The organism is Citrobacter sp. CK194, from assembly GCF_030333395.1.
GTDB classification, from domain to species: domain Bacteria; phylum Pseudomonadota; class Gammaproteobacteria; order Enterobacterales; family Enterobacteriaceae; genus Citrobacter_B; species Citrobacter_B koseri.
The window spans coordinates 316,422-342,105 of sequence record NZ_JAOWGA010000018.1 but is presented as its reverse complement, the minus strand read 5'-3'; the positions used below and the strand labels follow the sequence as shown (position 1 = coordinate 342,105).

Annotated in this window: 26 protein-coding genes; 12 read left to right on the top strand and 14 right to left on the bottom strand. The window is 54.5% G+C overall.

The genetic code is table 11. From position 1 onward, the window contains the following. Positions 1-256: 256 nt before the first annotated feature. The 4 genes from OGX80_RS13350 to OGX80_RS13335 all read left to right on the top strand — a co-directional run bounded on the left by OGX80_RS13350 (position 257) and on the right by OGX80_RS13335 (position 5,162). Positions 257-1,402 carry an AgaS family sugar isomerase gene (locus OGX80_RS13350; RefSeq protein WP_115181076.1) on the top strand — a complete coding sequence of 382 codons (1,146 nt, stop codon included), beginning with the start codon at positions 257-259 and terminating at the stop codon, positions 1,400-1,402. Positions 1,403-1,414: 12 nt separating this feature from the next. Next, positions 1,415-2,287, top strand: coding sequence for a tagatose-bisphosphate aldolase subunit KbaY (kbaY, locus tag OGX80_RS13345; protein WP_115181075.1), 873 nt, complete (start codon positions 1,415-1,417; stop codon positions 2,285-2,287). Positions 2,288-2,408: 121 nt separating this feature from the next. After that, positions 2,409-3,977, top strand: a complete 1,569-nt coding sequence (malX, locus tag OGX80_RS13340) for a maltose/glucose-specific PTS transporter subunit IIBC (protein WP_115181074.1) — start codon at positions 2,409-2,411, stop codon at positions 3,975-3,977. Positions 3,978-3,989: 12 nt separating this feature from the next. After that, the gene (locus OGX80_RS13335) at positions 3,990-5,162 is read left to right on the top strand and encodes a MalY/PatB family protein (protein ID WP_115181073.1); all 1,173 of its coding nucleotides are present in this window, start codon (positions 3,990-3,992) and stop codon (positions 5,160-5,162) included. A gap of 96 nt (positions 5,163-5,258) precedes the next feature. Here the strand turns inward: OGX80_RS13335 and rsmI are convergent, their stop codons facing one another. Next, the gene (rsmI, locus tag OGX80_RS13330; protein ID WP_115181072.1) at positions 5,259-6,122 is read right to left on the bottom strand and encodes a 16S rRNA (cytidine(1402)-2'-O)-methyltransferase; all 864 of its coding nucleotides are present in this window, start codon (positions 6,120-6,122) and stop codon (positions 5,259-5,261) included. Positions 6,123-6,184: 62 nt separating this feature from the next. Here rsmI and OGX80_RS13325 point away from each other — a divergent pair, with 62 nt between their 5' ends. Genes OGX80_RS13325 through dolP form a run of 4 tightly spaced genes read left to right on the top strand, consistent with a single transcriptional unit; the run spans position 6,185 to position 9,779 of the window. Then, positions 6,185-8,230, top strand: coding sequence for a penicillin-binding protein activator (locus tag OGX80_RS13325; protein ID WP_115181071.1), 2,046 nt, complete (start codon positions 6,185-6,187; stop codon positions 8,228-8,230). Further along, positions 8,188-8,583, top strand: a complete 396-nt coding sequence (locus OGX80_RS13320) for a YraN family protein (protein WP_047461029.1) — start codon at positions 8,188-8,190, stop codon at positions 8,581-8,583. Before OGX80_RS13325 ends, OGX80_RS13320 begins: the two co-directional genes overlap by 43 nt. A 20-nt stretch (positions 8,584-8,603) precedes the next feature. After that, a complete protein-coding gene (gene diaA / locus OGX80_RS13315; RefSeq protein WP_012135279.1) occupies positions 8,604-9,194 on the top strand; it encodes a DnaA initiator-associating protein DiaA in 591 nt (196 codons plus the stop codon). Between the two features lie 9 nt (positions 9,195-9,203). Next, complete coding sequence (gene dolP, locus OGX80_RS13310) at positions 9,204-9,779, top strand: division/outer membrane stress-associated lipid-binding lipoprotein (RefSeq protein WP_012135280.1); 576 nt, start codon at positions 9,204-9,206, stop codon at positions 9,777-9,779. Between the two features lie 178 nt (positions 9,780-9,957). On the opposite strand, the gene OGX80_RS13305 is transcribed toward dolP, so the two are convergent. The 3 genes from OGX80_RS13305 to OGX80_RS13295 all read right to left on the bottom strand — a co-directional run bounded on the left by OGX80_RS13305 (position 9,958) and on the right by OGX80_RS13295 (position 12,294). Next, on the bottom strand, positions 9,958-10,995 hold the full coding sequence (locus tag OGX80_RS13305) for a permease (protein ID WP_115181070.1): 1,038 nt from the start codon (positions 10,993-10,995) through the stop codon (positions 9,958-9,960). Positions 10,996-11,185: 190 nt separating this feature from the next. Next, complete coding sequence (locus OGX80_RS13300) at positions 11,186-11,821, bottom strand: NAD(P)H-binding protein (RefSeq protein ID WP_058668149.1); 636 nt, start codon at positions 11,819-11,821, stop codon at positions 11,186-11,188. A 32-nt stretch (positions 11,822-11,853) separates the two neighbouring features. Continuing rightward, the gene (locus OGX80_RS13295) at positions 11,854-12,294 is read right to left on the bottom strand and encodes a YhbP family protein (RefSeq protein WP_012135284.1); all 441 of its coding nucleotides are present in this window, start codon (positions 12,292-12,294) and stop codon (positions 11,854-11,856) included. Between the two features lie 52 nt (positions 12,295-12,346). Here OGX80_RS13295 and OGX80_RS13290 point away from each other — a divergent pair, with 52 nt between their 5' ends. Continuing rightward, the gene (locus OGX80_RS13290) at positions 12,347-12,649 is read left to right on the top strand and encodes a GIY-YIG nuclease family protein (protein ID WP_024130980.1); all 303 of its coding nucleotides are present in this window, start codon (positions 12,347-12,349) and stop codon (positions 12,647-12,649) included. On the opposite strand, the gene OGX80_RS13285 is transcribed toward OGX80_RS13290, so the two are convergent. Continuing rightward, on the bottom strand, positions 12,636-13,139 hold the full coding sequence (locus tag OGX80_RS13285; protein WP_012135286.1) for a GNAT family N-acetyltransferase: 504 nt from the start codon (positions 13,137-13,139) through the stop codon (positions 12,636-12,638). The genes OGX80_RS13290 and OGX80_RS13285 overlap by 14 nt on opposite strands. After that, complete coding sequence (gene ubiT / locus OGX80_RS13280; protein WP_024130981.1) at positions 13,133-13,657, bottom strand: ubiquinone anaerobic biosynthesis accessory factor UbiT; 525 nt, start codon at positions 13,655-13,657, stop codon at positions 13,133-13,135. Before ubiT ends, OGX80_RS13285 begins: the two co-directional genes overlap by 7 nt. A gap of 220 nt (positions 13,658-13,877) precedes the next feature. On the opposite strand from ubiT, the gene ubiU reads away from it, so the two are divergent. From ubiU to OGX80_RS13265, 3 genes are all read left to right on the top strand, one after another. Continuing rightward, positions 13,878-14,873 (top strand): ubiquinone anaerobic biosynthesis protein UbiU, encoded by a 996-nt coding sequence (gene ubiU, locus OGX80_RS13275; RefSeq protein ID WP_047461020.1) that lies wholly within the window; start codon positions 13,878-13,880, stop codon positions 14,871-14,873. Between the two features lie 8 nt (positions 14,874-14,881). Further along, positions 14,882-15,760, top strand: a complete 879-nt coding sequence (locus OGX80_RS13270) for a U32 family peptidase (RefSeq protein ID WP_115181069.1) — start codon at positions 14,882-14,884, stop codon at positions 15,758-15,760. A 185-nt stretch (positions 15,761-15,945) separates the two neighbouring features. Then, positions 15,946-16,953 carry a luciferase-like monooxygenase gene (locus OGX80_RS13265; protein ID WP_047461014.1) on the top strand — a complete coding sequence of 336 codons (1,008 nt, stop codon included), beginning with the start codon at positions 15,946-15,948 and terminating at the stop codon, positions 16,951-16,953. Positions 16,954-17,043: 90 nt separating this feature from the next. Here OGX80_RS13265 and mtr read toward each other — a convergent pair whose 3' ends face one another. The 8 genes from mtr to rbfA form a co-directional block, all read right to left on the bottom strand. Beyond that, a complete protein-coding gene (gene mtr / locus OGX80_RS13260) occupies positions 17,044-18,288 on the bottom strand; it encodes a tryptophan permease (RefSeq protein ID WP_047461011.1) in 1,245 nt (414 codons plus the stop codon). 153 nt (positions 18,289-18,441) lie between these two features. Next, a complete protein-coding gene (gene deaD / locus OGX80_RS13255) occupies positions 18,442-20,340 on the bottom strand; it encodes an ATP-dependent RNA helicase DeaD (protein WP_024130983.1) in 1,899 nt (632 codons plus the stop codon). Then, positions 20,333-20,413: a protein YrbN gene (yrbN, locus tag OGX80_RS13250; RefSeq protein WP_010723222.1), complete on the bottom strand. Its 81-nt coding sequence runs from the start codon at positions 20,411-20,413 to the stop codon at positions 20,333-20,335. The genes deaD and yrbN overlap by 8 nt, the downstream gene beginning before the upstream one ends. Before the next feature lie 105 nt (positions 20,414-20,518). Then, positions 20,519-21,403 carry a lipoprotein NlpI gene (gene nlpI, locus OGX80_RS13245; RefSeq protein WP_012135296.1) on the bottom strand — a complete coding sequence of 295 codons (885 nt, stop codon included), beginning with the start codon at positions 21,401-21,403 and terminating at the stop codon, positions 20,519-20,521. Between the two features lie 109 nt (positions 21,404-21,512). Continuing rightward, entirely contained in the window at positions 21,513-23,648 is a 2,136-nt protein-coding gene (gene pnp, locus OGX80_RS13240; protein ID WP_115182303.1) for a polyribonucleotide nucleotidyltransferase, read from the bottom strand. 246 nt (positions 23,649-23,894) lie between these two features. Further along, positions 23,895-24,164 (bottom strand): 30S ribosomal protein S15, encoded by a 270-nt coding sequence (rpsO, locus tag OGX80_RS13235; protein ID WP_003861789.1) that lies wholly within the window; start codon positions 24,162-24,164, stop codon positions 23,895-23,897. Positions 24,165-24,316: 152 nt separating this feature from the next. Next, positions 24,317-25,261 carry a tRNA pseudouridine(55) synthase TruB gene (gene truB / locus OGX80_RS13230; RefSeq protein WP_012135299.1) on the bottom strand — a complete coding sequence of 315 codons (945 nt, stop codon included), beginning with the start codon at positions 25,259-25,261 and terminating at the stop codon, positions 24,317-24,319. Then, the gene (gene rbfA, locus OGX80_RS13225; RefSeq protein ID WP_001040203.1) at positions 25,261-25,662 is read right to left on the bottom strand and encodes a 30S ribosome-binding factor RbfA; all 402 of its coding nucleotides are present in this window, start codon (positions 25,660-25,662) and stop codon (positions 25,261-25,263) included. Before rbfA ends, truB begins: the two co-directional genes overlap by 1 nt. Positions 25,663-25,684 lie beyond the last annotated feature (22 nt).

Here is a 25,684-nt window from a genome sequence, read left to right as displayed (position 1 = left end):
AGGCCTTTCTTTTTCTTTCGCTAAGGAAATCCTTAGATAACGTAAGTTAAAGCCAACACGTTATATATCAATGAGATAACCACATCCTTCGTTTCATCGATCACATTTTTCGTTTTATTTCACTTTGCATTATTGAACTTTCGATTTCTTTTCTATAGATTTTATTTAACTGAACAGCAGAACAAGTGAAACGAAACGAAAGTCAAAGGCACAATACCAACGGCTGAGTGGAGTTCACAAGACTAAGGACTATGTTATGCCAGAAACTCGCACCTCCGTTACCGGCACCTGGACGGAAGAAGAGATCCGTCAACAACCGGCCAGTTGGATCCGCTCACTCAATAACATCAGCAGTATTCGATCGGCCATTGATCGTTTCCTGACGCCATTGCTGTGCAAAAACGATCTGCGGATCATACTGACCGGCGCAGGCACTTCCGCGTTTATCGGCGATATCATCGCCCCCTGGCTTTCACGCCACACCGGGAAAAACATCACGGCCGTACCCACCACTGACCTCGTCACAAATCCAATGGATTACCTGACGCCCGCACATCCGTTACTGCTGGTCTCCTTCGCCCGCTCCGGCAACAGCCCGGAAAGCGTTGCCGCCGTTGAGCTGGCAAATCAGTTTGTGCCTGAGTGCTATCACCTTTCGATCACCTGCAATGAAGCCGGAAATCTGTATCAAAATGCCGTCGACAGCGATAACGCCTTCGCATTGTTGATGCCTGCTGAAACGCACGATCGCGGCTTTGCGATGACCAGCAGCATCACCACCATGATGGCGAGCTGTCTGGCGGTGTTCGCACCCGATATGATCAACAACCAGACCTTCCGCGATGTTGCGGATCGCTGCCAGACGATCCTCACCTCGCTCGGTGATTTCAGCAAAGGCGTTTTTGGCAATGAGCCCTGGAAACGGATCGTTTACCTCGGTAGCGGCGGGTTACAGGGCGCTGCGCGTGAATCTGCGCTCAAAGTTCTGGAGCTGACAGCCGGTAAGCTGGCTGCATTTTACGACTCGCCGACGGGTTTCCGTCACGGCCCGAAATCGCTGGTTGATAACGAAACGCTGGTCGTGGTGTTTATCTCCAGCCATCCCTACACCCGTCAGTACGATCTCGATCTGTTAGCGGAACTGCGCCGCGATCAACAGGCACTGCGCGTCGTCGCAATCGCCGCTGAAAGCGATCCTGTCATCGACGCAGGCCCACATATCCTGCTGCCGCCATCGCGCGCTTTTATTGATACAGAACTGGCTTTCTGCTTCCTGATCTACGCGCAGGTGTTCGCACTCATGCAATCCATCAGCGTCGGAAACACCCCGGACACCCCATCCGCCAGCGGCACGGTTAACCGTGTGGTGCAAGGTGTTGTTATCCATCCCTGGAATGCCTAAGAGGATCGCATCATGAGCATTATTTCCACCAAGTACCTCCTGCAAGATGCCCAGACGAAAGGTTACGCTGTCCCTGCATTCAACATCCATAACGCCGAAACGATCCAGGCGATTCTCGAAGTTTGCAGTGAAATGCAATCCCCCGTGATCCTCGCCGGTACGCCTGGCACCTTTAAGCACATTGCGCTGGAAGAGATCTACGCGCTATGCAGCGCTTACTCCAACAGCTATGACATACCGCTGGCGCTGCATCTCGATCACCATGAGTCGTTGGAAGATATCCGCCGCAAGGTCAATGCAGGCGTACGCAGCGCCATGATCGACGGTAGCCACTTCCCGTTTGAAGAAAACGTGAAGCTGGTGAAATCGGTGGTGGATTTCTGTCACGCGCGCGATTGCAGCGTGGAAGCTGAACTGGGACGTCTGGGCGGCGTGGAAGACGACATGAGCGTCGATGCGGAAAGCGCCTTCCTGACCGATCCGCAGGAAGCGAAACGCTTTGTCGAACTCACCGGTGTCGACAGCCTCGCTGTGGCAATCGGTACTGCACACGGCCTTTACACCAAACGTCCTAAAATCGATTTCCAGCGTCTGGCTGAGATTCGCGAAGTGGTTGATATCCCACTGGTGCTGCACGGCGCAAGCGATGTACCTGATGAATACGTCCGCCGCACCATTGAACTGGGCGTATGCAAGGTTAACGTCGCCACCGAACTGAAAATTGCCTTTGCCGATGCAGTCAAGAAGTGGTTTGCGGAAAACCCGCAGGGTAACGATCCGCGTTATTACATGCGCGTGGGCATGGATGCGATGAAAGAAGTGGTCAGAAGTAAAATAACGGTTTGCGGATCCTACAAAAAGTTACTGCAACCTTCGCATTGTTAATCTTTGTTTTCGAATTGAATCAATAAACATATAAAAACAACTTACTTCGCAATTTCAAAAGGTCATGATTAATTCCTCATGACCTTCATATTATACTGATGAAAATCATGGAGTACTCTACATGACACAGGAAAAGTCCTTTAAATCGAGGTTATGGGAATTTTTTCAAAGCCTAGGTAAAACATTTATGTTCCCCGTATCGCTGCTTGCATTTATGGGGTTATTATTAGGTGTAGGCAGTTCAATTACTAGTCCGTCGACAATAAAAAGCTTTCCATTCCTGGGAGGAGAACTTACCCAATTAACTTTTGGTTTTATTGCAATGGTAGGTGGATTTGCTTTTACTTATTTACCTGTCATGTTTGCTATTGCTATTCCAATGGGAATGGCTAAACGGAATAAAGCCGTTGGCGCTTTTTCAGGTTTTGTCGGCTATATGCTGATGAATATGAGTATCAATTATTACCTGACCGCGACACACCAGATTGCGGATGCCGCGACAATGAAACAGGTCGGGCAATCCATCGTATTAGGCATTCAGACATTAGAGATGGGCGTGCTGGGCGGCATCATCGCTGGCGTTATCACCTATTTCCTGCACGAGCGTTTCCAGGATACCGTCTTGCATGACGCTTTCGCTTTCTTTAGCGGCATTCGTTTCGTCCCTATTATCACCTCGCTGACAATGTCTCTGGTGGGGTTAGCGATTCCATTACTCTGGACCTACGTCGCGATGGGTATTGCCGGTATCGGGCATATCATTCAGAGCACCAGCGTATTTGGCCCATTCTTATACGGTGTAGGCGTGCTGCTGCTCAAGCCTTTCGGCCTTCATCATATCCTGGCTATGGTGCGTTTCACCCCGGCTGGCGGAACGGAGTTCGTTAACAGCCATGAAGTCGCCGGGGCGCTCAATATTTTTTATGCCGAGCTGAAAGCTGGCCTTCCCTTCAGCCCACATGTAACGGCCTTCTTATCTCAGGGCTTTATGCCGACATTTATTTTTGGTTTGCCTGCCGTAGCATATGCTATCTACAGAACGGCCAAACCCGAAAACCGCCCGGTGATTAAAGGACTGTTACTTTCCGGTGTTTTAGTTTCGGTTATCACTGGTATCTCCGAGCCTATTGAATTTTTATTTCTCTTTATTGCCCCAGCGCTGTATGTCTTCCATATTGTAATGTCTGGGTTGGCTTTGATGGTCATGGCAATTCTTGGTGTCACCATTGGTAATACGGACGGCGGCATTCTGGATTTGTTAATTTTCGGTGTGATGCAAGGAACATCAACGAAATGGTATTTATTATTCCCGGTTGGTATCGTTTGGTTTGGGATCTACTTCTTTGTTTTCCGCTGGTACATTCTTAAGCATGATATTAAAACACCTGGCCGTGAGGACTCTTCAGATGATGCAGCCCAGGCTGTTGCAGCAAATACCAAAGCACGCGGCAAATCAAAATATGATCACGGTGTTATTTTGAATGCGCTGGGTGGGAAAGAAAATATCGATTCTCTAGATAACTGTATTACCCGTTTACGCCTGGTGGTGAAAGATATGTCCAAAGTGGATCAACAAACATTAAAAAACGCCGGGGCGCTCTCCGTCGTTGTACTGGATGCGCATAGCGTTCAGGTCATTATTGGGCCACAGGTGCAAAGCGTGAAAACAGGCATTGAAGCCTTAATCTAACAGGAGTCTGGAATGTTCGATTTCGACAGTATCATCGAGCGTCAAAGTGATAAATGCCGCAAGTGGGATCATCCGTTTGTCTGCTCGCGGTTTGGTGCCGTACCAAAAGACTTTATTCCGCTATGGATTGCGGACATGGATTTCACCTCACCTCCTGCGGTGATTGACGGCTTCCAGCGTATCGTCCAGCACGGAACATTTGGCTACACCTACTGTTTCGATGCGTTTTATGACGCGGTCATTACCTTCCAGCATGAGCGCCATCAGGTAAATGTTCAGCGTGACTGGATCACGCTGACCTACGGCACCGTTTCTACACTGCACTACACGGTTCAGGTATTCTGCCAACCGGGCGATAGCGTGATGATGAATACGCCGGTCTATGACCCTTTTGCGATGGCGGCGCAGCGGCAGAATGTGCATGTTCTCGCCAGCCCGCTTCGCGTGGAGGAGAACCGCTATCATCTTGATGTTGAATTGATCGAAGACCAGCTTAAAACGCATCGTCCAAAGCTATGGTTCTTCTGTTCGCCGCATAACCCTTCAGGAAGGATCTGGCGTGCGGATGAGATCCGTCTGGTCTCTGATTTATGCAAACGCTATGGCGTGATCCTGGTCGTTGACGAAGTCCATGCCGAGCACATTCTTGATGGTAAGTTCGTCAGTTGCTTGTCATCGGGGTGCGCCGCACTGGATAACGTTATTGTCCTGACCTCGCCCAACAAAGCTTTCAACTTAGGCGGGCTAAAAACCTCTTATTCCATCATCCCGAATGAGACGCTGAGGCAGCGTTTTCGCCAGCAGCTTGAGAAGAACTCCATCACCTCGCCGAATATCTTCGGTGTCTGGGGAATCATTCTTGCCTATCAGCAGGGGCTTGCATGGCTGGATGCGCTGAATGGATATCTGCGCGGCAACGCCGTATATCTGGCTGACGCCATTAAGACCCACTTTCCCGACTGGAAAATGATGACACCGGAATCGTCATATCTCGCATGGATTGACGTGAGTGCGGATGAGCGCAGCGCAACGCAACTGACACAGCACTTTGCTCAGCAGGCAGGAGTGGTGATCGAAGATGGCAGCCACTACGTGCAAAACGGTGAAAACTATTTACGGATTAACTTCGGCACCCAGCGCTATTGGCTGGAACACGCCATCGACAGGATGCTGAAGCATTACTAATCCTTGTACAAACAGTGTTATCCCCACCGGGTAACACTGTTTTTCCTCTGATGCGGCCAGCCAGGGCAGTAAATGGCGGCCGCCCGACTTTCACACTTACTCCCCCTGCTGCTCCAGCGCATACTTATACAGCGCGTTCTTTTTCACGCCGTGGATTTCGGCGGCAAGAGCGGCGGCCTTTTTCAGCGGCAGTTCCGCCTGTAACAACGCCAGCGTTCGCAGCGCGTCGGCGGGAAGCGCATCGTCCTGGGCTTTGTGCCCCTCGACAATCAGTACCATTTCCCCCTTGCGGCGGTTTTCGTCCTCTTTCACCCATGCCAGCAGTTCGCCGACCGGCGCGCCGTAAATGGTCTCCCAGGTTTTGGTCAGCTCACGCGCCAGCACCACGTAGCGAGATTCTCCCCACACGGCGACCATATCCTCCAGGCTGTCCAGCAAACGGTGTGTGGACTCATAAAAAATCAGCGTCCGTGGTTCTGCTTCAATCGCTTTCAGCGTATCACGGCGGCCTTTCGATTTCGCGGGCAGAAAACCTTCATAGCAAAAACGATCGGACGGCAACCCGGCGGCGCTCAGCGCGGCAATCGCGGCGCACGGCCCCGGCAACGGAACCACACGGATGCCGGCTTCACGACAGGTGCGCACCAGATGGTAACCCGGGTCATTGATCAATGGCGTTCCGGCATCAGAAACCAGCGCAATGTTCTGCCCCTCTTTTAGCTTCGCCACCAGCGTCTCGGCTTTTTGCTGCTCATTGTGGTCATGTAAAGCGAACAAACGGGCGTTAATCGCGAAGTGTTGTAACAATAGTCCAGTATGACGAGTGTCTTCAGCGGCAATTAAATCAACGGCTTGCAAAACTTCTAGCGCTCGTTGGGTAATATCAGCCAAATTCCCGATAGGAGTAGGTACAATATAGAGTTGGCCCTGAGAATTATCCGCCGATTCGTTTTGTTTCATTGTGTCGTCCGTATTGCCGATTTAATATTGAGCATTGCGTAAAAAATATCACTGGATACAGTATGGTACCCTCAACATTTTCTCGTTTGAAAGCCGCGCGCGCGCTGCCTGTCATTCTGGCAGCATTGATTTTCGCGGGCTGTGGCACCCAGGCGCCGGATCAAAGTGCTGCCCATATGCAGGGCACGGCACAAGCTGATTCCGGCTTTTATCTGCAACAAATGCAGCAAAGTTCAGATGATAGCAAGACCAACTGGCAATTACTCGCCATTCGTGCACTGCTGAAAGAAGGCAAAAGCCAGCATGCCATCGAATTATTCAACCAGTTGCCGCAAAACCTGAACGATGCGCAGCGTCGCGAACAGTCGCTGCTGGCGGTTGAGATCAAACTGGCGCAGAAAGATATCGCCGGCGCACAGGCGCTGCTGGAAAAACTCACTCCGGCTGATTTGGATCAGAACCAACAGGCGCGTTACTGGCAGGCGAAAATTGATGCCAGCCAGGGCCGCCCTTCTCTTTCACTGCTGCGCGCGTTAATCGCCCAGGAGCCGCTGCTGTCTGCAAAAGACAAGCAGAAGAACATGGATGCCACCTGGCAAGCGCTCTCCTCTATGACCCAGGAACAGGCTCAGGCGCTGGTCATTAACGCCGATGAAAACGTCCTGCAAGGCTGGCTGGATTTACAGCGTGTCTGGTTCGATAACCGTAACGACCCGGACATGATGAAAGCTGGGATTGCCGACTGGCAAAAACGCTACCCGCAAAATCCAGGGGCTAAACTGCTGCCCACGCAACTGGTCAATGTGCAAAGCTTTAAACCGGCTTCCACCAGCAAAATCGCCCTGCTGCTGCCGCTGAACGGCCAGGCCGCCATTTTTGGCCGCACCATTCAGCAAGGTTTTGAAGCGGCGAAAAATCTGGGGACGCAACCGGTGGATGCGCAGCCTGCCGCTGCGCCTGTCGCGGAACCGACAGCGCCAGCAGAACCTGCCCAGCCGCAAGCCGCTGACGGCGTCGCCAGCCCTTCCCAGGCGGCGGTGAACGATTTAACCGGCGACGAACAAACGCAGCCTGCCGAACAACCGGTAAGCGCCCCGGCGCAGACCGCTACGGCGAGCGCGCCGGCCAACCCTTCCGCTGAACTGAAAATCTACGACACCACCTCTCAACCGCTGGATCAGATCCTCACGCAGGTTCAGCAGGATGGCGCCAGCATTGTTGTCGGGCCGCTGCTGAAAAATAACGTTGAAGAGCTGATCAAAAGCAATACGCCGCTGAATGTCCTGGCGCTTAATCAGCCTGAGAAGGTGCAGAACCACGCCAATATTTGCTACTTTGCCCTCTCACCTGAAGATGAAGCCCGCGACGCGGCGCATCATATTCACGACCAGGGCAAACAAAATCCGCTGTTGCTGATTCCACGCAGCGGGCTGGGCGATCGCGTGGCGAACGCTTTCGCTCAGGAGTGGCAGAAGCTGGGCGGCGGCACGGTGTTGCAGCAGAAATTCGGTTCTACCGCTGAGCTGAGAATGGGCGTCAACGGCGGCTCCGGCATTGCCCTGACGGGCAGCCCTGTCGCCGCCAGCCAGCCCTCACAGCCGGGCGTCACCATTGGCGGCCTGACGATTCCAGCACCGCTGACAGACGCGCAGATCACTGGCGGCGGCGGTCGCGTTGACGCGGTCTACATTCTGGCGACGCCGGAAGAGATCGGGTTTATTAAACCCATGATCGCCATGCGTAACGGCAGCCAAAGCGGCGCAACGCTGTACGCCAGCTCGCGCAGCGCGCAGGGCACTTCCGGCCCCGACTTCCGTCTGGAAATGGAAGGCTTGCAGTACAGCGAGATCCCTATGCTGGCCGGTAGCAACATGCCGTTAATGCAGCAGGCGCTCGGCGCCGTACGCAACGACTACTCCCTTGCCCGTATGTACGCGATGGGCGTAGACGCGTGGTCGCTGGCGAACCACTTCTCGCAGATGCGCCAGGTGCCGGGTTTTGAAATTAACGGTAATACCGGGGCGTTAACCGCCACACAGGATTGCGTGATTAACAGGAAGTTATCATGGCTCAAATACCAGCAAGGGCAAATCGTCCCCGCCAGTTAACGAGTAAACAGACCGGCGACGTGTGGGAAGCTGCCGCACGCCGCTGGCTGGAGAGCAAGGGACTGCGTTTTGTTGCCGCCAACGTGCGTGAGCGCGGCGGCGAAATCGATCTGATAATGCGTGACGGAAAAACCACGGTCTTTGTTGAGGTTCGTTATCGCCGCTCGGCACAGTTTGGCGGCGCGGCCGCCAGTGTGACCTGGAGCAAACAACACAAATTATTACAGACCGCCCGCTTGTGGCTTGCTCGCCACAATGGGAGTTTTGATACTGTGGATTGCCGGTTCGATGTGTTAGCCTTCACCGGAAATGATGTTGAGTGGTTTAAGGATGCCTTTAACGACCGCTCATAATTGAAGATTTAAGGATTAGCGTGCTCGATAGAATTAAAGTCTGCTTTACAGAAAGCATTCAAACGCAAATTGCTGCGGCAGAAGCTCTCCCGGATGCAATTTCCCGTGCCGCCATGACGCTGGTTCACTCCCTGCTCAACGGCAACAAAATTCTCTGTTGTGGTAATGGTACTTCCGCCGCCAACGCACAGCATTTTGCTGCCAGCATGATCAACCGTTTTGAAACAGAACGTCCCAGTTTACCCGCTATTGCACTTAATACCGATAATGTGGTCTTAACAGCGATTGCCAACGATCGCCTGCATGATGAAATCTATGCAAAACAGGTCCGTGCGCTGGGCCATGCCGGTGATGTTTTATTGGCGATTTCTACGCGTGGCAACAGTCGCGATATCGTTAAGGCCGTTGAGGCCGCCGTCACTCGGGATATGACCATTGTGGCGTTGACAGGCTATGACGGGGGCGAGCTGGCCGGGTTATTAGGGCCGCAGGATGTTGAAATCCGTATTCCCTCGCACCACAGCGCGCGCATTCAGGAAATGCATATGCTGACGGTAAACTGCTTGTGCGATTTGATCGACAACACGCTTTTCCCTCACCAGGATGATTAAGGAGTACATATGAAGGCATTTTCGCCACTCGCAGTCCTTATTTCTGCGTTGCTGTTGCAAGGTTGCGTCGCTGCCGCGGTGGTTGGAACCGCCGCTGTGGGTACGAAAGCCGCAACCGATCCACGTAGCGTTGGCACCCAGGTGGATGACGGAACCCTGGAGCTGCGCGTAAACAGCGCGCTGTCGAAAGACGAACAAATCAAGAAAGAAGCGCGCATCAACGTAACGGCGTATCAGGGCAAGGTATTACTGGTGGGTCAGTCGCCGAATAGCGAACTCTCCTCGCGGGCAAAACAGATTGCGATGGGTGTCGATGGGGCGACGGAAGTGTATAACGAAATCCGTCAGGGCCAGCCGATTGGTCTTGGTACAGCTTCGAACGATACCTGGATCACCACCAAAGTGCGTTCGCAGCTGTTGACCAGCGATCAGGTGAAATCGTCCAACGTAAAAGTGACGACCGAAAATGGCGAAGTTTTCCTGTTGGGTCTGGTCACCGAGCGTGAATCAAAAGCCGCTGCGGACATCGCCAGCCGGGTCAGCGGTGTGAAACGCGTCACCACCGCCTTTACGTTTATCAAATAACCCGCCGTTTTAGCCGGATGGCGGCTGCGCCTTATCCGGCCTACGGGAAGTACCATTTGTAGGCCCGGTAAGCGCCAGCGCCACCGGGCATTGAGCCGGATGGCGGCTTCGCCTTATCCGGCCTACAGAGAAGCACTTACGTAGGCCGGGCAAGCGAAGCGCCCCCGGCATTGCCACTTCACACCAGCGCAATACTTCCCACTATCACCCCTGAAATCGCCACCAGTACGCCTGTAAGCCACAACGCTTTTGCCGGGAAGGCTTTACGCAGCATAATCAGCGACGGCAGACTCACCGCCGGCAAGGTCATCAGCAGCGCCAGAGCAGGCGCGGTTCCCATTCCTGCCAGCATCATCGTTTGTACAATCGGAATCTCTGCGGCGGTAGGGATCACAAACAGGCATCCCGCGACGGCCATCGCAATAACCCACATCAGCGTATTATCAACTGCGCCATCGGCATGCGGGAACAGCCAGACGCGCGCCGCGCCTAATACCAGTACCGCCAGGATATAAACCGGGATCGTACTCCAGAACAGCGCCCACAATGCTTTTCCCCAGCGAGCAAAGAATCCGCCCTGCGGTTCAGATACGGTGATCTCCTGAGGAATGTCTACCTGCGGCGACTCTTTCACCCATTTCTGCACCAGCGTCGCCACCACCAGCACCATCGCCAGCCCGGCAACCAGACGAATAGCCGCAAAATGCCAGCCGAGCACAAAGCCCATAAACACCAGCGTTGCCGGATTCAGTAACGGATTACCCATCCAGAACGCCAGCGCGCCGCCCATAGAAACCTGCTGGCGACGCATTCCCGCCGCTACCGGCGCGGCGCAGCAGGTACACATCATGCCTGGCAACGAGAACAGGGTGCCAAACAGCGTGCCGCGAAAACGCGGCTGCCCCAGCGTACGCAGCAGCCAGTCGCGCGGGATCAACACCTGAATCAGCGAACCGAGGATCACCCCCAGCACCGCCGCCTTCCAGACCGCGATAAAATAGATCATCGCGTAGTCCCAGGCCGCTCGCCACGGGTTCGCATCCGCCTGCGCCAGAATAGATTTACCGATACTGTGCGTTTCCGCAGCCGTGAAGGCTTTGCCGTAATAAGGCTGCCATTTCACATACCAGAGGCCAACGATAACGACGAGAAAGAAGAGTGCGGGTTTCCACCATTGAAATGGCGTCACCGCCTGAGATGAAGACTGACCAGCCATAGCATTCCCCAGGAAGTTATTGAGATAATTAAGCCCGTGAATACTACGCCTTTGGGAAATGTTTGGAAACGTCGTTTTTTATTGGATGGGGACAAAATGCCCGGTGGCGCTCGCGCTTATCCGGCCTGGAGAACGCCACGAAATCCCAGGCCAGATAAGGCGTTAGCCACCATCCGGCAGTGAACAGATGCTATAACGCCCTTTCCCGCAACCGGGATGAGGTCAGGATGGTAACGCCTTCTTGCTCCGGCGCCAGAGCCTCCTCCAGCATCGCACGCGCCACATCTCTGGCGTCGATGGATTTCCAGTTTCCCGGCAGCAGCCGGAACAGCGGCGCAAACAGCGTTTCATTCATCCGGTGTTTAGCTCTGTCGCCAAGCAACATGGAGGGACGCGCAATCGTCAGGCGCGGCCATTGCTGGGCGATTAACGCCTCTTCCATTTCACCTTTGACCCGGTTATAGAAAAACGGCGATCGCGCATTTGCGCCCATTGCGCTCACGACCAGCATATGTCGGGCGCCCAGCCGCCGCCCCGTCAGCGCGGTATCCACCACCAGCGTATAATCCGCATGAATAAACGCCTCTTTGCTTCCGGCCTCACGGCGAGTCGTTCCCAGACAGCAAAAAACAATGTCCACCGGATCGGTCACCTGCGCCAGCGCATCGGTCAGTTGAGGATCGTGAGGATTATAAACGCCGACCATATCCGCCAGAGGGCGGCGTGTGGGCGCGGCTATCGAATGAATCCGGGGTTCATTAAGCAACATCCGCAGGAGGTGTCCTCCCACCAGCCCCGTCGCCCCTGTAATTAACACCTGAGTCATCGCGCACTCCATAACCTCAACCATTCATCTAACTATAGGCTACGGATCGGGCTGCGTAGCCAGTGCATTTTTTTGCCAAATCCCAACGTGTTGTCAGTGAATTTGATTTCATCCAGGCGGATTTCCCATACTGGCGCTGGCAACATTCTGGCGACAGGAAAGCGGCGGAGATAGGCCTGACGCGCCGCATCGCTTTCCTCTCCCTCAAGCTTGCGGATCTCCCCTTTAAACTGTATTCCGCGAATCCGCGCCACCGTTTTCGGCTGACCGTTGACCGTTCCGGCAACGGGCGCGCGCGGGCCGGACATCTGCGCATGGCGCGTTTTCTCTTCCGTGAGTACATAAAACGCGACCTTTTGCGCATCAAACAGATAAAACGCGTTTGCGCACCAGAGTTCGCCCTCATGCTGAACGCACCAGGTGACCACATGCTGCTTTGCCAGCCAGCGGCTTATCGCGGTGAGTGTTTCCATCGTTATTCTCTCTTATACTGGGCATCTGAAAATTAACACGCTAATGGTCATGATGACACCCTGGTATCTGTATCTGATCCGCACCGCAGACAATGCCCTCTACACCGGGATTACGACCGATGTGGCGCGCCGCTATAAGCAGCATCAAAGTGGTAAAGGCGCAAAAGCGTTGCGCGGAAAAGGGGAACTCACCCTGGCGTTTTCGGCGCAGGTCGGCGAACGCTCGCTTGCCCTGCGCATGGAGTATCGCATCAAGAGACTCACAAAGCGCCAGAAGGAGCGCCTCGTGACAGAAGGTGAAGGGTTTGAGGCGTTACTGGCCAGCCTGCAAACCCCAACGCTTAAAAGCGATTGAAATGGTCGTGGTATTCCACCAGGCCCGTCACGCCGTCCAGCGCGTCTTCCGCCAGGCGGTGTACCTGGAAAGCGCTTTCGGTGCCCGGCCAGCGGCAATGAAGATCGTAATGCGCCGCCAGTTCAAAACCGAAACGGCTGTACAATGCCGGCTCGCCCAGCGTGACGACCGCCGCATAGCCAAACTCGTTGAGTGAATCCAGTCCTTCGTAGACCAGTTGGCGCGCAAGCCCTTGTCCACGGTAGTTTTCATCTACCGCCAACGGCGCCATTCCCACCCATTGCAGGTCTTCACCCTGTACATCGACCGGACTAAACGCCACATAGCCAACCACCTGACCTTCGTCGTCAGTGGCGACCAGACCCAGCGTCAGGAAGCCATCTTCGCGCAGGTCATGCACCAGCTTCGCTTCCGCATCGCTTTCGAACGTGCGGCGCAGCAAAGCGTCGATACCGGGCGCGTCAATGGGAATTTCAACTCGAATCAGCATGGTTCACCTACCGAGGTCTGTTTGGTTTCTGGCGAGGTTTTCATACCCGCCTCAACAAAATCCGCCAGTTGCAGCAGCATAATGCGTAACGCTTTCGGCATCTGCTCCAGTTCGATGGCGTCCATCAGGTTTTTCACATACAGCCCTAACTCTGTATCGCCTTCAATGACCAGACGACGCTGGAAGAAGAGCGTATCAGGGTCCTGCTTACGCGCCGCAATCATCAACAAGTCGCTGGCATCGGCGCTAAAGCTCACGTCGGCCTCAGCGTTCTGACTGACAATCAGTTTGCCGTTCTCAACAGAGGTGTACCATCTGAGGTTAATATCACGCACCGTAATACTTAACCAACGGCCTTCGAGGAACTCAAGCTCCCCATCTGCCAGCGCCTGACGAAATTGCCAGCTCAGAACCTGTTCCAGAACCTGGCGCTTCAGCGCAAAGGGCGTCAGTTTAACCGGAACACTCATCAGAGACGGGCCAAAATGTACTAAGCGTGAACGCAGTTTATCCAACACGAGCTTTACTCCCTGTTTCAATAATCCCGTTATTTTGCCATATCAGATAAACGACATAGCGGCGTAAATCAACAATTCGATACGAAATTGTTACCCAGTTATAGGTGTAACCAATACGCCTTTAACTGCCTTAAATCAAAAATTGTCGCAGCAAGGTTAACTAAAATCTCTCTTCGTTAACAATTTTGCGGCCTGGACGGCGCAACATTCAGGAATAATTATGGAGCTGCTCTGCCCTGCCGGAAATCTCCCGGCGCTTAAGGCGGCCATTGAGAACGGTGCTGATGCCGTTTATATCGGGCTAAAAGATGATACTAACGCCCGTCACTTCGCCGGTCTTAATTTTACTGAGAAAAAATTGCAGGAAGCGGTGAATTACGTCCATCAACATCGCCGTAAACTGCACATCGCGATTAACACGTTTGCACACCCGGATGGATATGTTCGCTGGCAGCGTGCCGTGGATATGGCGGCGCAACTGGGCGCGGATGCGCTGATCCTGGCCGACCTTGCTATGCTTGAGTATGCAGCAGAACGCTATCCGCATATTGAGCGCCATGTCTCTGTTCAGGCATCGGCAACGAATGAAGAAGCAATTAACTTCTACCATCGCAACTTTGACGTTGCGCGCGTCGTCCTGCCGCGCGTGCTTTCCATTCATCAGGTGAAACAGCTCGCCCGCGTCACGCCCGTGCCGCTGGAGGTCTTCGCCTTCGGCAGCCTGTGCATTATGGCGGAGGGCCGTTGCTACCTCTCCTCTTATCTGACGGGTGAATCCCCCAATACCGTCGGCGCCTGCTCCCCGGCCCGCTTCGTGCGCTGGCAACAGACCTCTCAGGGGCTGGAATCGCGCCTGAACGAGGTGCTCATCGACCGCTATCAGGACGGTGAAAACGCCGGTTATCCAACCCTGTGTAAAGGTCGCTATCTGGTTGATGGCGAGCGCTACCACGCGCTGGAAGAACCTACCAGCCTCAACACGCTGGAACTGCTGCCTGACCTGCTGGCGGCGAATATCGCCTCGGTGAAAATTGAAGGGCGTCAGCGCAGCCCGGCGTATGTCAGCCAGGTGGCGAAAGTGTGGCGTCAGGCGATCGACCGCTGTATGGCCGACCCGCAAAACTTCGTCCCGCAAAGCGCCTGGATGGAGACGCTTGGCTCCATGTCCGAAGGCACTCAGACCACGCTTGGCGCGTATCACCGTAAATGGCAGTGAGAGAAGCAATGAAATATTCCTTAGGGCCGGTGCTTTACTATTGGCCGAAAGAGACGCTGGAAGCATTTTATCAGCAGGCCGCCACCAGCAGCGCCGACGTGATTTACCTTGGCGAAGCGGTATGCAGCAAACGCCGCGCCACCAAAGTGGGCGACTGGCTTGATATGGCGAAATCCCTTGCCGGAAGCGGCAAGCAGGTCGTGCTCTCCACGCTGGCGCTGGTACAGGCCTCCTCTGAATTAGGCGAACTAAAACGCTATGTGGAAAACGGCGACTTCCTGCTGGAGGCCAGCGATCTCGGCGTCGTGAATATGTGCGCCGAGCGCAAATTGCCGTTTGTCGCCGGTCATGCGCTTAACTGCTATAACGCGGTAACGCTGCGTCTGTTGCTTAAACAGGGCATGGTGCGCTGGTGCATGCCGGTCGAGCTTTCCCGCGACTGGCTGGTGAATCTGCTGAGCCAGTGCGATGAGCTCGGCATCCGCAATCAGTTTGAAGTGGAAGTGCTGAGCTACGGTCATCTGCCGCTGGCGTACTCCGCCCGCTGTTTTACCGCGCGTTCAGAAGACCGCCCGAAAGACGAGTGTGAAACCTGCTGCATCAAGTACCCGAACGGGCGCAACGTGTTGTCGCAGGAGAATCAGCAGGTGTTCGTGCTTAACGGTATTCAGACCATGAGCGGCTATGTTTATAACCTCGGCAACGAGCTGACCTCCATGCAGGGGCTGGTCGACATTGTGCGCCTTTCCCCGCTGGGTACGGAGACATTCGCCATGCTCGACGCCTTCCGCGCCAATGAAAACGGCAGCGCGCCGTTGCCGCTGGCCGCGCGCAGCGACTGCAACGGTTACTGGAAACGCCTGGCCGGTCTGGAACTACAGGTGTAACTGAACCTTGCCGGATGGCGGCATAAATGCCTTATCAGGCCTACAATGCGTTTGTAGGCCTGATAAGCGAAGCGCCATCAGGCAGTTGATGTTTGCGCCCCGCCTTATACCGCTCACTTTGTTAACAACGGTAATCAAATTTTAATGCAGTATTAAATGATTCACCGACGACAAAGTGAGCCGTTATGACTGACAAAACCATTCCATTTTCGCTGCTGGATCTGGCACCGATCCCCGAAGGTTCCTCTGCGAAAGAGGCCTTCTCACACTCACTGGATCTCGCCCGTCTGGCAGAGCGGCGCGGCTATCACCGCTACTGGCTGGCGGAACATCACAACATGACCGGTATCGCCAGCGCGGCGACATCGGTGCTGATTGGCTATCTGGCCGCCAATACCACCACGTTGCATCTGGGTTCTGGCGGGGTGATGCTCCCCAACCACTCACCGCTGGTTATCGCCGAGCAGTTCGGTACGCTGAATACGCTCTATCCTGGACGGATTGATCTGGGCCTGGGGCGCGCGCCGGGAAGCGATCAGCGCACCATGATGGCGCTGCGCCGTCATATGAGCGGCGATATTGATAATTTCCCGCGCGACGTCGCTGAACTGGTGGACTGGTTCGACGCGCGCGATCCCAATCCGCATGTACGCCCGGTTCCGGGCTATGGCGAGAAGATACCGGTGTGGCTGCTGGGTTCCAGCCTGTACGGTGCACAGCTGGCGGCGCAGCGTGGTCTGCCGTTCGCCTTCGCCTCCCACTTCGCGCCCGATATGCTGTTCCAGGCGCTGCATCTCTATCGCACCCAGTTCAAGCCGTCCGCGCGGCTGGAAAAACCGTATGCGATGGTGTGCATCAATATCATCGCCGCTGACAGCAATCGCGATGCGGAATTTCTGTTTACCTCTATGCAGCAGGCGTTTGTGAAACTGCGTCGCGGCGAGACCGGACAGCTACCCGCGCCAATTCAAAATATGGATCAGTTCTGGTCGCCGTCCGAGCAATATGGCGTGCAGCAGGCGCTGAGTATGTCGCTGGTGGGCGATAAAGCCAAAGTGCGTCACGGGCTGGAATCTATTCTGCGCGAAACGCAGGCGGATGAGATTATGGTCAACGGGCAGATTTTCGATCATCAGGCGCGGCTGCATTCATTTGACCTGGCGATGCAGGTGAAAGAAGAGTTGGTGGGGTAGTGCGTTGTTTTGCCCGGTGGCGCTTCGCTTACCGGGCCTACGAGATTGTTCAGGCCGGATAAGGCGTAGCCGCCATCCGGCACAACAAACTTACTGGTACACAGGTAACAGGTTCACGCTCGACAGAATATGCACCAGCGCGTTGCCGATACCGAATACCAGGATCAGCGCAATCATCGGCTTGCCGCCCCAGACGCGGAATTTCGGGCTGCCGAAGCGTTGGCGTGAAGCTCGCGCCAGCAGAGCCGGAACAATGGCTGCCCAGATGGTTGCCGCCAGCCCCGCATAGCCGATAGCATACAGGAACCCGTTCGGCCACAGCAGACCGCCAATCACCGGCGGCAGGAAAGTCAGCAGCGCAGTTTTGAAGCGCCCCAGCGCCGAATCATCAAAACCAAACAGATCCGCCAGATAGTCAAACAGACCGAGCGTCACGCCGAGGAACGAACTCGCCACCGCAAAGTTAGAGAACACCACCAGCAGCAGATCCAGACTGCGGCTGTTCAGTACGCCGCTCAGCGCCTGTACCAACACATCAATATTACCGCCCTGCTGCGCAATACCGATAAACGCCGGGCGCGGAATATTACCCATCGTCCCCAACAGCCAGATGGTATACAGCACCAGCGCCATCAGCGTACCGTACACCAGGCATTTCACGATGGTACGCGGATCTTTACCGTAATATTTCATCAGGCTTGGCACGTTGCCGTGATAACCAAACGACGCCAGACAAAACGGCAATGTCATCAGCAGGTACGGCGTGTAAGACGCATTGCTTTCGGCCACGTTAAACAGCGTCGCCGGCGTGACGTGCCCCAGCAGACTGCCGAAGGTCAGAAAGAAGGTGATGACTTTCGCGCCCAGCACAATCGCCGTCATCCGGCTAACCGCTTTCGTACTCAACCAGACGACAAAGGCCACCAGCAACGCAAACGCAAAACCTGCCGCCCGCGCCGGAACGTTCAGCGACATTTCAGCAAAGGTATGATGCAGAATCGAGCCGCTCGCCGAGATATAGGCGTAGGTCAGGATATAGAGCACAAAGGCAATAGAGATCCCATTCACCACGTTCCAGCCTTTACCCAGCAGGTCTTTGGTGATGGTGTCAAAGCTGGAGCCAATCCGGTAGTTGAGGTTGGCTTCGAGGATCATCAGCCCGGAATGCAGCATACAGAACCAGGTAAACACCAACGCAGCCATCGACCAGAAGAACCACGCACCGGACATGACCACCGGCAGGGAGAACATTCCCGCGCCAATAATGGTGCCGCCGATGATCACCACGCCGCCAAGCAGCGAAGGTGACGTTTGGGTGGTGGTTAGTGTTGCCATTCAGCCCTCTCTCCAGTGAATAATATTGCGACTGCATTTTATTGTGTCGCACTGTACCAGTACGCGAGTACAAAAGAAATAAAAAAAGCCCCGATCGCAATCATCGGGGCTGTATATTTTACTTTACGGTGCGAGACCGCGATTGAGCGTGAATTACGCATCACCGCCGAAACGACGGCGACCGGTGGAGTCGTCACGACGCGGCGCACGGCCTTCACGACGCTCACCGCTGAAACGACGACCATCACCACGGCCACCTTCACGACGTTCGCCGCCAAAACCACGACCGCCTTCACGACGCTCGCCACCGAAGCTACGACCACCGCCACGACGCTCGTTACCGGAATGCGGTTGCGCATCGCCCAGCAGCTGCATGTTCATCGGCTTGTTCAGGATGCGGGTGCGCGTAAAGTGCTGCAACACCTCACCCGGCATACCTTTCGGCAGCTCAATGGTGGAGTGGGAAGCAAACAGCTTGATGTTACCAATGTAACGGCTGCTGATGTCGCCTTCGTTAGCAATCGCGCCAACGATATGACGCACTTCAACACCGTCATCACGGCCCACTTCAATGCGGTACAGCTGCATATCGCCAACGTCACGACGTTCACGACGCGGGCGATCTTCACGGTCACCACGGTCAGCACGCGGGCCACGATCGTTACGATCGCGCGGACCACGGTCATCACGGTCACGGAATTCACGTTTAGGACGCATCGGCGCATCCGGCGGTACGATCAGCGTGCGTTCGCCCTGCGCCATTTTCAGCAGTGCGGCAGCCAGCGTTTCGAGATCCAGCTCTTCGCCTTCTTCGGTCGGCTGGATTTTCGCCAGCAGCGCGCGGTACTGATCCAGATCGCTGCTTTCCAGCTGCTGCTGAACTTTCGCTGCAAATTTTTCCAGACGGCGTTTACCCAGCAGTTCTGCGTTCGGCAGTTCCACTTCCGGGATGGTCAGCTTCATGGTGCGTTCAATGTTGCGCAGCAGACGACGCTCGCGGTTCTCAACGAACAGCAGCGCGCGGCCAGCACGACCCGCACGACCGGTACGGCCGATACGGTGAACGTAAGACTCGGAGTCCATCGGGATATCGTAGTTTACAACCAGGCTGATGCGCTCAACGTCCAGGCCACGGGCCGCAACGTCAGTTGCAATCAGGATATCCAGACGACCGTCTTTCAGACGCTCCAGAGTCTGCTCACGCAGCGCCTGGTTCATGTCGCCATTCAGCGCGGCGCTGTTGTAACCGCTACGCTCCAGCGCTTCAGCCACTTCCAGGGTCGCATTTTTAGTACGAACGAAGATAATCGCCGCATCAAAATCTTCAGCTTCCAGGAAACGCACCAGCGCTTCGTTTTTACGCATGCCCCAGACAGTCCAGTAGCTCTGGCTGATGTCAGGACGCGTGGTCACGCTGGACTGAATGCGCACTTCCTGCGGCTCTTTCATAAAGCGGCGGGTAATGCGACGAATCGCTTCCGGCATGGTGGCAGAGAACAGTGCGGTCTGATGACCTTCAGGAATCTGCGCCATGATGGTTTCAACGTCTTCGATGAAGCCCATACGCAGCATTTCGTCGGCTTCGTCCAGCACCAGACCGCTCAGTTTAGAGAGATCCAGCGTGCCGCGTTTTAAGTGATCAAGCAGACGTCCCGGCGTACCGACAACGATCTGCGGCCCTTGACGCAGGGCGCGTAACTGCACGTCATAACGCTGGCCGCCGTACAGGGCAACCACGTTCACGCCGCGCATATGTTTAGAGAAATCCGTCATGGCTTCAGCAACCTGAACCGCCAGTTCGCGGGTCGGTGCCAGCACCAGAATCTGAGGTGCCTTCAGCTCAGGATCAAGATTGTTAAGCAGCGGTAAGGAGAACGCTGCGGTTTTGCCGCTACCGGTCTGGGCCATACCCAGAACATCGCGACCGCCCAGCAGATGCGGGATGCACTCTGCCTGGATTGGAGATGGTTTTTCGTAACCCAGATCGTTAAGGGCGTCAAGGATAGGAGCCTTCAGGCCCAGATCTGCAAAAGTGGTTTCGAATTCAGCCATGTAGTACGTGTGCCTCAAAATTAATGGCGGCCAGTCTACATAACTCATCATGAAATTGATCTGCAATTTTCATTGAAAAGTGTGAACCGGCTCAAAGTAGGTGTATTAACGAACAACAACGCCCTCACCCGTGAAGGTGATGGCAATCAAAAAGATTACGGGCTGATGTGTACGTCAGCTATTGCTGGTCCGATTCTGCCAGGTCATCTTGGTCCTGGCCCAGGAGCGATAATTCCAACAATGCGTATCGGTGCTCAACAAAGTTATGAACGTTGTTAGCCACCGCCAGTTTGAACAATGCCGTAGCGTTGTCCAAATCCCCCAGACTTAGGTAATACTTACCTAAATAGAAGTTGGTTTCACTGAGATGCTCAGCGAGCGAGGTGTTATCCGTTGCGTCCGCCTTCAGGCGTTCCATCAGCGTTGCTTCGCTAATGTTGCCCAGGTAGAACTCGACAATGTTCCATCCCCATTGTTCTTTATCCGATTTCTCGAAGCGTTGCTTTAACGCTTCTTTCGCCTGCTTCTCATCGAGCTTCTGCTCAGCGAGATAAAGCCACAGGCTGCGGAAAGGATCATTGGGATCGTCTTGATAAAACGCCAGCAGATCATCTTGCGCTAACTTGTCGCGACCGCCGTAATACAATGCGATACCGCGATTTAAGTACGCGTAGTTGTAAGTTGGATCAAGCTCAAGTACAGAATCAAACGCTTCATAGGCAGCATCAAAATTGCCTGCCTGCGTTAAATAAATGCCTAAGTAATTGAATACTTCAGGCATATCCGGTCGGATTGCCAGCGCTTGTGAAAAATCATTTCGCGCTAATGCCCTCAGACCCAGACTATCATACAACACTCCGCGCTCATATAAAAGCTGTGCGCGTTCGTCATCGGTTAAAGCCCGACTGGCAAGAATTTGTTCCATGCGTGCCAGAATCACTTCCTGCTGCAAAGTCGGTTGCAATGGCACCGCGAGGACTTCACTCTTACGCCAGGCAGAGTTGCTGCATCCTGCCAGCGTGAGTGCTGTCGCAACGAAACACCAGCGCAAAAAAGGCTTCATTTCCCACTCCCGAAGACAACGATTGAATGAACGTCCTGTTCCCCGGTTGCTGACAAGGCGTCCTGCCGGGTCAAAGGCCCTCCGCCAAAGCGGAGGGCAAATGGCAACCTTACTCGCCCTGTTCTGCTGCCGGAGCTTCCGGCGCAGCAGCTGGTTGAGACTGCTCAGTTGCTTCTTTAATGCTCAGACGTACGCGGCCCTGGCGATCAACTTCCAGAACTTTAACCGGTACTTCCTGACCCATTTGCAGGTAATCGGTCACTTTCTCTACGCGCTTGTCAGCGATCTGAGAGATGTGTACCAGACCTTCTTTACCGCCGCCAATGGCAACAAACGCGCCAAAGTCAACGATTCGGGTCACTTTACCATTGTAGATACGGCCCACTTCGATTTCCGCAGTGATCTCTTCGATACGACGGATAGCATGTTTCGCTTTTTCGCCGTCGGTCGCCGCGATCTTCACCGTACCGTCATCTTCGATTTCGATGGTGGTGCCGGTTTCTTCGGTCAGAGCACGAATAACAGAACCGCCCTTACCGATAACGTCTTTGATCTTGTCCGGGTTGATCTTGATGGTGTGGATACGCGGAGCGAACTGAGAAATGTCGCCACGCGGCGCGTTGATCGCCTGTTCCATCACGCCCAGGATGTGCAGACGCGCACCTTTTGCCTGGTTCAGCGCAACCTGCATGATCTCTTTGGTGATACCTTCAATTTTGATATCCATCTGCAATGCAGAGATACCGTCGCGGGAACCCGCCACTTTGAAGTCCATATCGCCCAAGTGGTCTTCGTCGCCCAGGATGTCAGACAGAACAACAAAGTTGTCGCCTTCTTTCACCAGACCCATCGCGATACCCGCAACGGCCGCTTTAATCGGCACGCCTGCGTCCATCAGCGCCAGGGAAGCGCCACACACGGAAGCCATAGAGGAAGACCCGTTGGATTCGGTGATTTCAGACACCACGCGAACGGTGTACGGGAATTTGTCCATTTCCGGCATAACTGCCAGAACGCCGCGCTTCGCCAGACGACCGTGACCAATTTCACGACGCTTCGGAGAACCGACCATGCCGGTTTCGCCAACGGAGTACGGAGGGAAGTTGTAGTGGAACAGGAAGCTGTCAGTGCGTTCGCCCATCAGTTCATCAAGAACCTGCGCGTCACGAGCGGTACCCAGCGTCGCCGTGACCAGCGCCTGCGTTTCGCCACGAGTGAACAGCGCGGAACCGTGAGTACGCGGCAGCACGCCAGTACGCACGTCCAGGCCACGGATCATGTCTTTTTCACGGCCATCAATACGCGGCTCGCCGGCCAGTACGCGGCTACGAACAACGTTTTTCTCGATAGCGTGCAGGATTTCGCCCAGTTCGTTTTCGTCCAGGGTTTCGTCTTCTGCAACCAGCGCAGCGATGGTTTCAGATTTGATCACGTCAACCTGAGCATAACGCTCCTGTTTGTCGGTGATACGGTAAGCGTCGCTCAGGCGAGCTTCGGCCAGCGCAGCAACGCGCGCGTTCAGCGCTTCGTTTATCGCTTCCGGCTGCCAGTCCCAACGCGGTTTGCCCGCTTCTTTCACCAGATCGTTGATGTTTTGAATCACAATCTGCTGCTGCTCGTGGCCGAATACCACGGCGCCCAGCATGGTGTCTTCGCTCAGCAGTTCTGCTTCGGATTCAACCATCAGAACAGCCGCTTCAGTACCGGCAACCACCAGGTCCAGCTTACTTTCTTTCAGTTCGTCCTGAGTCGGGTTCAGTACATACTGGTCATTGATATAACCAACACGCGCGGCGCCAATCGGGCCGTTGAACGGAATGCCGGACAGAGACAGCGCGGCGGAAGCACCGATCATCGCGACGATATCCGGGTTAACCTGCGGGTTAACGGAAACGACGGTTGCGATAACCTGAACTTCGTTAACGAAGCCTTCCGGGAACAGCGGACGAACCGGGCGGTCAATCAGACGCGCGATCAGGGTTTCGCCTTCGCTCGGACGGCCTTCACGACGGAAGAAGCTGCCCGGGATACGGCCAGCAGCGTAAGTACGCTCCTGATAGTTAACGGTCAGCGGGAAGAAATCCTGGCCCGGCTTCGCTTTTTTCTGACCAACAACGGTAACGAATACCGCAGTGTCATCCATGCTTACCATAACGGCGGCAGTTGCCTGACGCGCCATCATGCCAGTTTCCAGCGTAACGGTATGCTGACCGTACTGGAATTTACGAACGATCGGATTAAGCAAAATAATACCCTTTCTTAATTTTTGACGGCACACTCAGGCGCCATCGTTAATACCCGATCTTCTGCGCATCCTCGCGACTAATGACAACCCTAACCCATGCTCTTTGGGTGAAGCCTCTCATTAGCCGCGCGAACCTCTGCAACGGAAGATCATCCATAGCAACAATACATTAGTTTCCAGTGAATTGCTGCCGTCTGGTTGAAAAAAGGGGCCATGAAGGCCCCCTCTTTCTGAAACTCGCAAGAATTAGCGACGCAGACCCAGACGCTCGATCAGCGCGGTGTAACGTGCAACATCTTTACGTTTCAGGTAGTCGAGCAGTTTACGACGCTGAGAAACCATGCGCAGCAGACCACGACGGCTGTGGTGATCTTTTTTGTGCTCTGCAAAGTGGCCCTGCAGGTGGTTAATCTGTGCAGTCAGCAGAGCAACCTGAACTTCGGTAGAACCGCTGTCGTTAGTACCACGACCAAACTCAGAAACGATTTTAGCTTTAGCTTCAACGCTTAGAGACATGATGAACTCCAAAAATAATAAAGAATGAAAGGGTGCCAATCTCTAATTCAGCGACCCCATGTAAACGCCGCGCGAACTTGTTAAAAAATTTACGTGACGTTAAGCGGCGGTATTCTACTCGTAGCGTCCTGTTATCGCAAGACGGGGCAGCATTACGCCGGGTACTCAACCACTAGCCGACGAGGCGCCACGCGGCCTTCATCGTCGATTTCGCCCATGCCAATAAATTTTTCGTCATCACCTTCCGTCACGCGAACCAGCCCTTCAAGCGGCACGCCTGTCGTCCGTACCGGGTTACCGTTTTTAAAGTAAACCGATGACGTTAAAGGAAGATTGACAACTGGATAGTCCGAAGCCGGACTGTCCATCGGCATCAGCAGCGGATCTAACAGTTGCGCAGCCGGAATATCCTGCCGTTCCGCCTGTTCAACAAGCTCACGTAGCTGTTCCAGCGTGACCATACGGTCAACCGGATATTTACTGACCGCCAGACGTCGCAGGAAGATCACATGCGCGCCACACCCAAGTTTCTCACCCAAATCATCGATAATGGTGCGAATGTAGGTGCCCTTCGAGCAGTGAACCTCCAGCTCCAGTTCATCCCCTTCGTGGCGAATAAACAGCAGTTCGTAAACGGTAATCGGGCGGGCTTCACGGGGAACTTCAATCCCCTGACGCGCATATTCGTAGAGCTTCTTGCCCTGATACTTCAGCGCCGAATACATCGATGGAATCTGCTCGATATCGCCACGGAACGTCTCCAGCGCGGCAGCTAACTGCTCTGCGCTGAAGGTCACCGGACGTTCCTGCACGATTTGACCATCGGCATCGGAGGTGTCGGTACGCTGTCCCAGGCGGGCAATCACGCGGTAACGTTTGTCAGAATCCAGCAGATACTGCGAAAACTTTGTCGCTTCCCCAAGGCAGATGGGCAACATGCCCGTCGCCAGCGGGTCCAGCGCGCCGGTATGTCCGGCACGGTTGGCGTTATAGATGCGTTTTACTTTCTGCAAGACGTCATTGCTGGACATGCCCTGCGGCTTATCCAGCAGCAGGACGCCGTGAATGTCGCGACCACGACGACGAGGACGACTCATTAGTCCTCCTTGCTGTCGTCCGGGTTCACACGACGTTCTTCGTCATGTTTCACCACGTTAGTCACTAGGTTAGACATACGCATCCCTTCAACCAGCGAGTTGTCGTAGAAGAAGGTCAGTTCCGGCACGATACGCAGACGCATCGCTTTCCCCAGCAGGGTACGGATAAAGCCAGACGCTTCCTGCAACGCTTTGATGCCCGCTTTTACCGCGTCTTCATCTTTGTCGTTCAGAAAGGTGACATACACTTTGGCATAGGCCAGATCGCGGGACATCTCCACACCGGAAACGGTGGTCATCATGCCAAGACGCGGATCTTTAATTTCGCGTTGCAGGATGATAGCGATCTCTTTTTGCATTTCCTGGGCTACGCGCTGCGGGCGACCAAATTCTTTCGCCATAATAAATTCTCCAGAATAAAGA